This is a genomic window from Pseudomonas laurylsulfatiphila (assembly GCF_002934665.1).
Taxonomy (GTDB): domain Bacteria; phylum Pseudomonadota; class Gammaproteobacteria; order Pseudomonadales; family Pseudomonadaceae; genus Aquipseudomonas; species Aquipseudomonas laurylsulfatiphila.
In genome coordinates, this window is sequence record NZ_NIRS01000002.1 from 775,056 (window position 1) to 786,701 (window position 11,646).

An 11,646-nucleotide genomic window follows, 5' to 3' on the forward strand; every position below is an offset into this window, starting at 1 on the left:
TGTGCGGACGGCCAATGCGCCTCGTGTCACCACGGGCTGCTAAACCCGATCACTGGAAATCAGTGACGCGGACCAAGTTACCGATGGCCTCCAAGGCGCACAAGCCGGCGGATTCTGGCGTAGCTGTAGGCAATGCCGCAAGGTGTTGTAGCTTGCAGGAAGTTACTCCTACAGCCATTAAACAGGCTCTTCGAACTGGCACCGCCATCGCGAGCAGGCTCGCTCCCACAGGGACCTCAGTGAACACAACACTTGTGCTCGACGAGGATCTACTGTGGGAGCGAGCTTGCTCACGACTCCCCGACCGACAGTGGCTTGTTCAGCTCCCCGATCTTTTCAAGCCGCGCCCTGACGATATTGCGGCTGATGTTCAGCAACCGTCCGGTCTGCAACTGGTTGCCATGGCAGAACCGGTAAGCCGCGCGAAAGATGGTTTCCTCGATGTGTTCATACAGGTCTGGAATATTCTGTTCGAACAGGGCGTTGAGCGCAGCTTCCAGATCGACCGGTCCGGCAACGGCATGGCCCGTTTGAACCGCTGGCTCCTGATCATTACGGATGCCCGAAGAACGCATGTCCACCAGGTGCAGGTCCGCGGGAGCGACCCGCTGATTGCGGCACACCAGCAAGGCATGGTGAATCGAGTTTTCCAGCTCACGAATGTTGCCCGGCCAGCTGTGCTCCAGCAGTTTGCGTTCCGCCTCGACACTCAATGTGGCTCGGTTGTAGCCCAGTCGCTGGCAATGTTCTTCGAGGAAAAACTCGGCCAGTGGCAAGATGTCTCCCGGCCGTTCGCGCAAGGGTGGCAGACGAATCGTGGCGACGTGCAAACGGTAGAAAAGGTCCTCGCGAAAATGCCCGGCCACCACCGCATCCGCCAGGTTGACGTTGGTCGCGGCGACAAGGCGTACGTTGATTGGAATCGGGGTACGCGACCCCAGGCGCACTACTTCACGCTCCTGCAGGACGCGCAGCAATTTGACCTGCATGTTCAACGGCAGATCACCGATTTCATCGAGGAACAGCGTCCCGCCATTGGCGGCCTCGAACCACCCGGCCTTGGTCGTGGCAGCACCAGTGAACGCGCCTTTTTCATGGCCGAACAGTTCACTTTCCACCAGGGTTTCGGCGAAGGCACCGCAGTTGACGGCCACAAAGGGTTCACGCCCCCTGCGGCTCAAGTTGTGAATATGCCTTGCGACCAACTCCTTGCCGGTTCCGGTTTCGCCAATGATTAACGTATTGGCTTCGCTCGGGGCCAGGCGCTCGATGCGACTGAGCAATTCCTGGGATCGCGGGTCCTTGAACACCAGGACGGTGGCCCGCACCGACTTGGTCAATTCGCGAGCGTTTGGGTGAGTGATCAGCGACATGGTGCATTCCTGGCAGTAAAAGCGCGTGCTCAATAGTGCATGAAGATCATTAGACTAAAAAATTATTAATTAGTATTTATATATTCCCAATATGCATATCGCATTCAATTGCTTCCAGCCTGCTGCTGGAGCAGCAACGGACAGGCATCACCCTGCTTGCAGATCAGCACCTACCGCTCTCTCCCCACACCTGACAGATCCGCCAGAAGCCCGCCACGCAAGGCCTGCAGCCTGATTTTCACGCTATGGCATGCAATCTGCTCTCTCCCCTCCCAACACAAATCCACACACCGCCGCACCGCGTGGATTTTTTGTAGGGGCTGGCTTGCCAGCGATGGCGCCCGCAACAGCACCGTAAGGCTCAAGGGCCTCATCGCCGGCAAGCCGGCTCCTACAAGGAATGTGTACACAACGTGAAATCTGTAGGAGCTGGCTTGCCAGCGATGGTGTCCGCAACAGCGGCGCAAGGCTCAAGGGCCTCATCGCCGGCAAGCCGGCTCCTACAACGCGTGTTTCGCCAATGGCCATTTAGGGAGATTTCAATGAAACGTTTCTGGCGCAACAGCCTGGTCGCATTGACCGGTTTACTGCTCAGTGCCACCGCACTGGCCGAACAGGCTCCGGCCTCGGTGAGGATCGCCATTGTTGCCTACACGCAAGGCGGCAAGCCGGTGTTTGGCGGTATCGCTGGCCGGGTGATCGAGGACGGCTGGCTTGAACAGCAACTGAATCAGCGTGGCGTGAAGCTGGATTGGATCGCCCTGCCCCACGCCGGCGCCGGACCGCAGATCAACGAAGGCTTCAGCAATAACAGCATCGACTTCGCCGTACGCGGCGACCTGCCCTCGGTGATCGCCGGCGCAGGTGGCGTACCGGGCAAGCTGATCGTCCCCGGTGGCAGTGGCAACAACATCTACCTGGTGGTTCCGGCCGGCTCCGAGGCCAAGAGCATCGAAGACCTCAAAGGCAAGCGCCTGGCCCTGCATCGCGGGCGTCCCTGGGAGTTCGCCTTCAGCAACTTCCTCGCCAGCAAGGGCCTGAAGCTCGACGACTTCAAGATCGCCAACCTCAATCCGCAAGTCGGCGCGGCGGCGGTATCGGCCGGCAAAGTGGATGCCGCCGTGCTGCTCAGCGAGGCCTATGCCCTGGAAGACAAAGGCGTGGGCAAGATCATCTGGTCGACCAAGCAAGGTGCCAACGACTGGCGCCTGGTGTCCGACCTCTGGGGCACCGACAGTTTCGTCGCCCAACACCCGGACATTACTCAGTTACTGGCGACTGCCTGGGTCAAGGCCGCCTGGTGGATTTCCCAAGAGCAGAACCAGGACGCCTATTACCAGCTGTCCTCCCGCGCCGGCACGGCTGAAAGCGTGCTGCGCCGCGATGACTTGAACGATCCCGTGGCCTGGAAAGAGCGCTGGGCCCCCAAGAGCGACCAGCAACTCAAGGCGCATTACCAGGCCCTGACCGCCTACGCCCTGGCCAATCAGTTGATTCGCGACAACTACGACATCACCCCATCGCTGGCCACCGGTTTCACCAACCAGGCGCTGATCGATCTGAAGCTCACCGACTACTGGCCGGGCCTGCGTGGCCAGGTCAGCAACAATCCATGAATAGGGAATTCCTGATGAAACTGCCGCAACAATTCGTTTTCGGTCTGAGTGTGCTGGCGCTGTCCATGAGTGCCATGGCCGCCGGTGCACACGCGCCGAAACCCGATCCGCTGCAAGGTGATGGCCGAGTCTCGGCGTTCTACACCTGGCAAGAGGTGATCCCGTCCACGCCGGGCAAGCTGCTGCGCAGCGAGCCATTGGAAAAAACCTTGAGCCTGCCCAACGCGGCCAGCGCCCAGCGGATTCTCTACAGCTCCACCGACGGCATTGATAACAAGACCCCGATCGTGGTCTCCGGCACGTTGTTCCTGCCCAAGGGCAAGGCGCCCGCCGGTGGCTGGCCGGTCGCCAGTTGGGGCCACGGCACGGTCGGTGTCGCGGACGTTTGTGCGCCGTCCTGGCAAGGCCGCTCCTATCGCGACGTGCAGTACCTCAGCCGCTGGCTGGACGAAGGGTATGCCATTGTCGCCACCGACTATCAGGGCCTCGGCGTACCCGGTGGCCATCCGCTGCTGAACAATCGCATGGCCGCCTACGGCATTCTCGATGCCGCCAGGGCCGTGGTCGCCGGCGTACCGGGGCTGGCCAACAAAGTGTTGATCGTCGGTCAGTCCCAAGGGGGCGCGGGGGCATTCGCCTCGGCAGCCTATGCCCCGACTTATGCACCCGACCTCGGCGTCAAAGGCAGCATCGGCACCGGCGTGATTTACACCGTGGGCGCGAAAAACGTCGGTGAACAGGACCCGGACAAAGTCGATGCCTCCCTCGCCTACGGTTTCTACACCCTGCTTGCGGCCCAGCAATACGACCCCGGCATCAACCCCGGGGACTTCTACACCGACAAGGCGCTGCCACTGTTCGAGCAGGCCCGCACCAGTTGCCTGGCGGCGCTGGTCAGCGATGTGGTGGGCGTCGGCCTGACCCCGGCCAACGCGAAAAAGGACTACAAGGGCGACCAGCTTGCCCTGTGGCAGAAACAAGTGTCCTACCCGACGCTGAAACTGGCCCAGCCGATTTTCATCGGCACCGGCGCCGAGGACAAAACCCCGGCGGCCTCGACTCAAGTCGCGCTGATGCAGGACGCCTGCAAAACCGGCTCGGTGGTCGAAGGCCATCTCTACAAAGGCTTGGGCCATAGCGAAACGGTCAACGCGTCCCTCAAGGATTCGGTGCCCTTCGCCCACAAGGTCATCAACGACCAGCCCATCACCCCGATCTGCAGCCCCAGTGTGCAGTGAGACGGAGCCCTCGACATGAGCATTGAATTTTTCACCCGCCTGCCGCTTCACGGTGAAACCCAGTTCCTCCCCGGCGACCCGCGCAACCGTGGCGACTGGCATTGCGGCGGCCCGAGTACCGGCGCGGTCTCGGCATTCAGCGTCGGTGACCACTTCACCTATATCGATTATCTCGGGCAGATCGCCAAGGCTGCAGAGATCAACGGCTTCGGCGGTGCCCTGATGGTCAACGCCCCCTCGGGCGAAGAACCCTGGACCGTCTGCTCGCTGCTGGCCCGGGAAACCCGCACGCTGAAATTCGTCACGGCGTTCCAGCCCTATCACTACACGCCGTGGGTGGCGGTGCAGCAAGCCGCGACCTATCAGCGCGCCACCGGCAACCGCCTGGTCTGGAACATCATCAATGGTGGCTCGGATGCGATTCAGCGTCAGGTCGGTGACTTCAGCGACCACGATGAACGCTATGAACGGGCCATCGAGTTCATGGACGTGGTCAAGGGCTATTGGCACAACGAGAACTTCCACTACGAGGGCAAATTCTACAAGGCCGAAGGCGGTGGTTTGCGCGGGCCCCTGAAGAAGGCCGAGCTGCCACTGATCTGCACCGCCGGCTCATCGATCCCGGCCCGGGAATTCGCGGCCAAACACGCCGACTTCTACCTGATGCGGGCCGAGCATCCGGATGAGATTGCCGCGCTGATTGCCGATATTCGTGAACGCGCCCTGAAGTACGGACGCACCGACATTCGCTTCGGACTGTCGATCGATGTCATTACCCGGGAGACCGAAGAACTGGCCCGCACCGAAGCCAAGCGTTTCTTCGACGAAGGCATCGCCAGGGGCGCGGTCAAGGCGGTGGCGGCCCATGCCGGATTGCGCACGGCACGCAAGCTCAGCTACGAAAACCAGTTCGCGCAAAAGACCGAGACCCAAGGCTTCGACGACTTTTTCATCCACCCTAACGTCTGGACCGGTTTCGGCTACATCGGCATTCCGCCGGGCTGCGCGCTGGTGGGCAGTCATGAAAATGTGGTGGCGCGGATTCGCGAGTACAACGCCATCGGCATCGATCTGTTCTTCCTCGCCGGCTACCCGCACCTGGAAGAAGCCTATCGCCTGGGCGAGCACATCCTGCCGCACTTTCGCAGCGAGCGCAGCGAACTGAGCCGCCCTGCTCCAGCGCCGCTGGAACTGCGTTCCGCCAACGGCCCGGCTGGAGCCTGATGCCATGAGCGACGATCACTCATTCATCAGCCGCCGGGATTTTCTCGGCCACAGCGCCCTGCTTGGCGGTGGATTGCTGCTCGGTGGCGGACTGCTCACCGGCTGCGGCCCGAGCAGCGAGAAGCCCGCCGCCAACGCGACTGCCGACCTTGAGCCGCGCTACGGCGGACGCCTGCGTCTGGGCATTCTCGACGGCAATCAGAGCGGCAACCTCGACGCGCACAAACCCATCGGCAGCGGCATCGTTCGTGGCTTTGCGCTGTACAGCAAGCTGTGGGAATGGGACGAACAGATGCAGCCGCGCCTGGCCCTGGCCGAGTTCGCCGAACCGAATGCCGATGCCAGCAGCTGGACGCTGCGCCTGCGCCCGGACCTGGAGTTCCACCATGGCAAGACCATCGATGCCGATGACCTGATCTTCTCGATACGCCGTCTTACCGATCCGCAATTGGCCTCGCCCTATGCCGCGCTGTTGCACTGGGTGGACCGCGACAACCTGGTCAAGCTCGACTCGCGCACCGTGCGCCTGAACTTTCGCGAGGGCCGCAGCTATATGCCGCTGGCGGAGACCTGGGTCAATTTTGGCGGGATCGTGCCGGTGGATTATCACCCGGTGTCCAACCCGGTGGGCGCCGGCCCCTACAAACTGAAAAGCTTCACCCCCGGCCAGCGCTCGCTGTTCACGCGGTTCGAGAACTACTACAAGGAGGGCAAACCCTACGCCGACGAGCTGGAAATCATTGACTTCAAGGATCAGGTTTCGCGCCTGGCGGCCCTGCGCTCCGGGCAGATCGACATGGCCAACGTGATGCCCACCGAGCAGTTGGAAGTGCTGCAGCGCGATCCAAGGCTCAGGGTGCTCAAATCGGTGACCGGCAACTGGTTGTCGTTCGACATGAACCTCGACAAGCCACCGTTCAACGACCCCCGGGTACGCGAGGCATTCCGCCTGTTGGCCGACCGGGAGGAACTGGTACGCCGGGCGCTCAACGGCCAGGGCCGCGTGGCCAATGACCTTTACGCGCCAAGCGACCCGACCTTCAACCACAGCCTGGGGCCGCGCCCTCACGACCCGCAGCGGGCGGCGCAACTGCTCAAGGAAGCCGGGCATGAAAACCTTGAACTGGAACTGGTGACGACACCGGGGCCGGGGCTGACGTCGGCGCTGGTGCTGGCGGAACAAGCCAAGCGCATCGGCGTCACGCTCAAGGTCAAGCAGGTCGACCTGGCCACTTTTCAGGGACCGCTGCGCAACGACTGGACGCTGAGTACCGGCGGCAGCATCGGCGCGCCCTTCCTGGCCAGTGCGATTCATACCGACGCGCCGTTTGCCGTGTCGAACAAGACCCATTTCAACGATCCGCAGTTCAGCGAATTGTTCCTGGCGGCCATGGCCCAACCCGACCTGGAAAAGCGCAAGGCCCTGGTCCACCAGGTTCAGCAGATCCAGTACGAACGCGGCGGCATGTTGATCTGGGGTTACGCCGATTTGCTCGACAGCGTGGCCAACCGCGTCGGCGGCGCGGCGGCCGAAGAGTCGCTGTTCAGCACCTGGCGTTTTGAAAAGCTCTGGCTCAAGAACACCAGCTGAAAGAACACGCGCCCCCCCTGTAGGAGCTGCCGCAGGCTGCGATCTTTTGACCTTGCTTTTCAGCGATATCAAAGATCAAAAGATCGCAGCCTGCGGCAGCTCCTACACATCCCCCCATTATTTTCACGAGGCTCATTCAGTCATGCCCTCTATCGCCTTTCGTTTGCCTGTAAAACGCTCCGCCCTGGCTATGGCGGTGGTGTCGGCATTTTCGATACCCACCTTCGCTGCCGACACTCAACTGCAAACCGTCACCGTGCAAGCCAGCGCCAGCGATTCCGACGATGACGCCCTGCCCACCCGACCGGAGTCGTCGGTTTACGGCGGCATCGAAACCAAGGTGATCGACACCCCGCGCTCGATCACCCAGGTCAACGCCGAGCAGTTGGCCAACGACCCGATCCGCAGCGCCGACGACCTGGTCAAATACGCGCCGGGCATCACTCGCGGTGGCGGCCAGAATGCCGGGATCGCGCCGCAGTTCCGCGCCCAGGGGTCTGAAGTGTTCCAGGACGGTCAGCGGGCTTACAGCGTACGCCATCCCGCCAACTTCAACGCCTATGAAGGCGCCGACATCGTCGCCGGACCGTCCTCGGTAACCTATGGTTCGGTGTCAGGCAGTGGCGGTTACGTCAACTACCTGAGCAAAAAACCGAACTTCAGTGAATTCAAAACCAGGCTCAGTGGCGAGGTGGGCAGTTGGGTCCCTGACGGTGAATCCCGCGACGCCGCGAAATTCAGCGTCGATAACACCGGGCCGCTGAGTGACAACCTGGCGTATCGGCTCAGTATCACCAAGCAACGTCAGGAAGACTTCTACGACAACGTCGACAACAATTTCGACGCGTTCTACGGTGCGCTGGCCTGGCGCAATGACAACGTGCGCGTCGACTGGAATGCCAGTTACGACGACTACTACGATTACAACATCACCCACGGCTGGAACCGCGCCAACCAGAAACTGGTGGACAGCGGCAAATACTACGCCGGGCGCGCTACACCGATCATCCAGAACGGCAACACCCTGTGGTCGCCGGTACTGGCCTCCGGCGCCGCCGATGCACCGACCCTGGGTTGGGTCAAGCGCCAGCGTAACGCCCAAGGGCAATACAGCGCGGTCGATGGCAGTTTCCAGTCCGCCTCCCCCAACACCCGCAGCAACCCTGGCAGCCTGCGTGGCTGGGTGTATGACCCTTCGCTCGCCGGCAACGGCCTGACCTCCCTGTCCTCCCAGACCGGCCAGCGCGACGAAGATCAAAACACCTCGCGACGCTTCGCCACGCAACTGCGGGTGGAGGCGGATCTGACCCCGACCATCACCTTGGCCAACAGTACGTTTTACCAGCGCTCACGGGACATGACCGATGCCGTCGGGTCGTTCCAGGTGCAGTCCAAGGACAATATTTTCGACAACCGCTTCGAGTTCCGCTCGCGCAATGAAGTGCAACTGGGCGGCTTGACCCTGCGTGATGACAGCAATACAGGGCTGATCTACCGCCGCGAGTTCAACCAGTCGATCGCCGCCAACAACAGTTTCGGCTCGACCATCAACGCCTATGACCTGACCCAGGACCCGTCGGGCAAGAATCCCGGGGATCTGCTGGCACTGACCGGTGCCAACCCCGCCGGCGGTAACGCTGCCTGGATCGGCCAGGCCGGCGTACCGCAGTTTTCCAACACCTATGGCTGGCTGAATCTGCCGCCGATGTACCCGGCTGGCCATGGGTTGTACGCCGAATCCGTCGCGCCCTACACCGCACAAAGCACCTGGTCCACCCAGACGTTGTTCACCCAGCACAATCTGCGTTTCGGCGACCGTGCGGGCCTGAACATCGGCGCGAGCCGGAGCTGGATCGACGCTGAAATCGACAACCCCTTTGTGCTGGCCGGCGGTAATCCCCGCAAGGACAGCGACAATTACCGACTGTTTGCGTTCCAGGTCAGTCCGTACGTCAAACCGACCGAAAACAGCACGCTGTACTACACCTTCGATCGTTCACTGGCGGTCAATACCGGGTTCTTCTCCAACGGCCTGGGCTGGGGCAGCGGCGCTGGCGCGAACCTGCTCAACCCGCTGGCGTTCGAAAGTTTGAGCGTGCTGCACGAAGTCGGGTTGAAAGTCGAACCCGTGCCCAACGAACTGTTCATGACCCTGGCCGCTTTCAAGCAGGCACGGGACCAGTCCCCCGACAGCAATAACAACATTGCCCGCCTGGTGATCAAGGGCGTGGAGTCAACCCTTCGCTACCAACCGGACAATCACCTGCGCACCGCCCTGAACCTTACAAAACTCAGCGCCTACAACGAGTTTGCCTCCCAGGCCGGTTTTGCTTCGGCGGGCTTCATTCCCGACAACGGCACGGTGTTCGGCGACAACAACAGCCTGAACCAGCGACCGTCCGGGCGCTTCGACGCGGTACAGATCCCCGAGTACACCGCCAGTGGCTATATCGACTATCGCTTTGATTCAGGCTTTGGTGCCGAGCTCTCCGGCTGGTGGACGAGCAGTTGGTACCTGAACCTGAGCAAGACCGTGAAAATTCCGGACGAGTACAACCTCGACCTCGCGGTGTACTACCGCCAACCGCAGTGGAGCACCACGCTGCGCGTGCTCAACCTGACCAACGAACTGAACTTCGTCAGCGGCCTGGCCGGTTCCACCAATACCTTCCTGCAACCCATGCCCGGCCGCACGTTGCTGGCCCAGGTGGATTACCAGTTCTAAGCCCGCGGCCAGCCCGCTTATCGCCACCAGGAGTGTTCCCATGTCCATTGAATTCGTCGGCATGATTTTCCCCCGCCAGTGGTCCGAGACCCGAGGCGTTCGCAGCCCGGATTTCGATCTGGAGTTTATCCGTCACCACGCCCGTGCCCACGAGCACGCCGGCTTTGACCGGGTGCTGATCGCCAGCGGCCCGGGCAGCGCGGACAGTTTGCAGATCGCCGCCTACGCCGCCGCGCACACCGAGCGCCTGGGGTTCATGATCGCCCACCGCCCGGCCCTCACCGCGCCGACCGTCGCCGCCAGGGCCTTTGCGACACTGGATCACACCACGGGCGGCGGACGGATTCGCCTGCATGCCATCACCGGCATCACCGCCGAGCCCCAAGAAGGTGACTTCCTGCTGGACAAGACCGAGCGCTATAAACGCACCGATGAGTACCTGGAGATCGTCAGGCGCACCTGGACCGCTGAAGAGCCTTTCGACTTCGAGGGGCAGTACTTCAACATCAAGGGTGCCTTCTCACCGGTCAAGCCGTTGCAAAAACCGCACATTCCGATTTCCTTTGGCGGGTCTTCGGATATCGCCTATCAGATCGCCGTCAAGCACGCGGACCTGTATGCCTTGTGGGGCGAGCCTTTGACCGGTGTGGCCGAGCAGATCGGCAAGCTTCGCGCGGCCGCCGGCGCGGCGGGTGTGGAGGCGCCGAGGGTCAGCCTGTCCGTGCGTTTGATTCTTGGCGCGACCGAGGAACTGGCGTGGCAACGGGCGCAACAGATCCTCGAACAGATCAAGGCCAATCCACAGTTCGCGGCCGGTAGTCCCTGGCAAAAACGCATCAAGGGTACCGGCTCCGAACGCTTGCTGGCCGCCGCGGCCCTGGGCGACCGTCACGACCGTGCGCTGTGGATGCCCACCGCCACCGCCGTCGGCGCCTATGGCGACACGACAGCCCTGGTCGGCACCCCGGAAACCGTGGCCCAGGCGTTGCTCGACTACGTGGATCTGGGTGTGACCACCTTTCTCAATCGTGGCTACGACCCGCTCTACGACACGGTTGATTACGGCCGCTGGATAATCCCGGCGGTGCGCGAAGAAGCACGCCGGCGAAAGGCGCGTGTGGCGTAATAGCGGAGCAAGGCGCATCGACGCCATCGCCGGCAAGCCGGCTCCTACAAAACCGTATTCACAACGCTCAACCGTAGGAGCTGGCTTGCCAGCGATGGCGGCGGCACATTCACTACCAAATCGCCGGCAAGCCGGCTCCTACAGCCATTTTGCGTCCCACAATGGGTAATCGTGTACACGCCTGACAAGACCTGCCCGTATCGGATTGGCAATGACGTAACGCGCCACCGCCAGCAAGTCCTCTTCACATCGAATGGCCCGGTCATGAAAGCCTTTTTGCCATAGTCGTCCATTGCGTCCGAGGTTGGCATTGATTGCTCGTGCGCTACGGGATTTGGTGGCCAGCATCAACGCGGGCAGCGTGCTGCTCTTCAGTTCAACCAGCCAGTGAAAATGATCTGGCATTACCACCCAAGCCAGGGAGTCGGCCAGATCGTCGGTGTGCGCCTGTTGAAATTGCCGCACCAGTAATCGCCCGGTCTGCCAATTGGTAAACAACGGCTCTCGGTATCGGGTCACAGCGGTCAGCAAATAGATTTGTCCGGATTGGGAATAACGCCCGGCGCGTAGCCGGCTCGCGTGAGGAAGATCAGGCATTCCATTGCCCTCTTGTGTTCAAGACAGAATCACAAGGCTAGAGCGCGAGGATGAATGTCGTCGCCAATGTCGGGTTCCGGATGTGTCCGTACGAACGCCATCGCCGGCAAGCCGGCTCCTACAAGGTCGTATCCGCAGCGGCCATTTGTAGGAGCT

The 11,646-nt window shown here is 61.7% G+C and carries 8 protein-coding genes; 6 read left to right on the forward strand and 2 right to left on the reverse strand.

Annotation, left to right across the window (positions count from 1 at the left end; translation table 11 throughout):
• Window positions 1-290: 290 nt before the first annotated feature.
• Window positions 291-1,373, reverse strand: a complete 1,083-nt coding sequence (locus tag CD175_RS09250; RefSeq protein ID WP_104448637.1) for a sigma-54 interaction domain-containing protein — start codon at window positions 1,371-1,373, stop codon at window positions 291-293.
• Window positions 1,374-1,915: 542 nt separating this feature from the next.
• Here CD175_RS09250 and CD175_RS09255 point away from each other — a divergent pair.
• From CD175_RS09255 to CD175_RS09280, 6 genes are all read left to right on the forward strand, one after another.
• Window positions 1,916-2,989, forward strand: a complete 1,074-nt coding sequence (locus CD175_RS09255; RefSeq protein ID WP_104448638.1) for an ABC transporter substrate-binding protein — start codon at window positions 1,916-1,918, stop codon at window positions 2,987-2,989.
• A 14-nt stretch (window positions 2,990-3,003) separates the two neighbouring features.
• Window positions 3,004-4,227, forward strand: coding sequence for a lipase family protein (locus CD175_RS09260; protein WP_104448639.1), 1,224 nt, complete (start codon window positions 3,004-3,006; stop codon window positions 4,225-4,227).
• A gap of 15 nt (window positions 4,228-4,242) precedes the next feature.
• Window positions 4,243-5,451, forward strand: coding sequence for an LLM class flavin-dependent oxidoreductase (locus CD175_RS09265; protein ID WP_104448640.1), 1,209 nt, complete (start codon window positions 4,243-4,245; stop codon window positions 5,449-5,451).
• Between the two features lie 4 nt (window positions 5,452-5,455).
• Window positions 5,456-7,042: an ABC transporter substrate-binding protein gene (locus CD175_RS09270; RefSeq protein ID WP_104448641.1), complete on the forward strand. Its 1,587-nt coding sequence runs from the start codon at window positions 5,456-5,458 to the stop codon at window positions 7,040-7,042.
• A gap of 142 nt (window positions 7,043-7,184) precedes the next feature.
• Window positions 7,185-9,767, forward strand: a complete 2,583-nt coding sequence (locus CD175_RS09275) for a TonB-dependent receptor plug domain-containing protein (RefSeq protein WP_104448850.1) — start codon at window positions 7,185-7,187, stop codon at window positions 9,765-9,767.
• Window positions 9,768-9,807: 40 nt separating this feature from the next.
• Window positions 9,808-10,893 carry an LLM class flavin-dependent oxidoreductase gene (locus CD175_RS09280; RefSeq protein WP_104448642.1) on the forward strand — a complete coding sequence of 362 codons (1,086 nt, stop codon included), beginning with the start codon at window positions 9,808-9,810 and terminating at the stop codon, window positions 10,891-10,893.
• A gap of 138 nt (window positions 10,894-11,031) precedes the next feature.
• Here CD175_RS09280 and CD175_RS09285 read toward each other — a convergent pair whose 3' ends face one another.
• The gene (locus tag CD175_RS09285) at window positions 11,032-11,490 is read right to left on the reverse strand and encodes an REP-associated tyrosine transposase (RefSeq protein ID WP_104448643.1); all 459 of its coding nucleotides are present in this window, start codon (window positions 11,488-11,490) and stop codon (window positions 11,032-11,034) included.
• Window positions 11,491-11,646 lie beyond the last annotated feature (156 nt).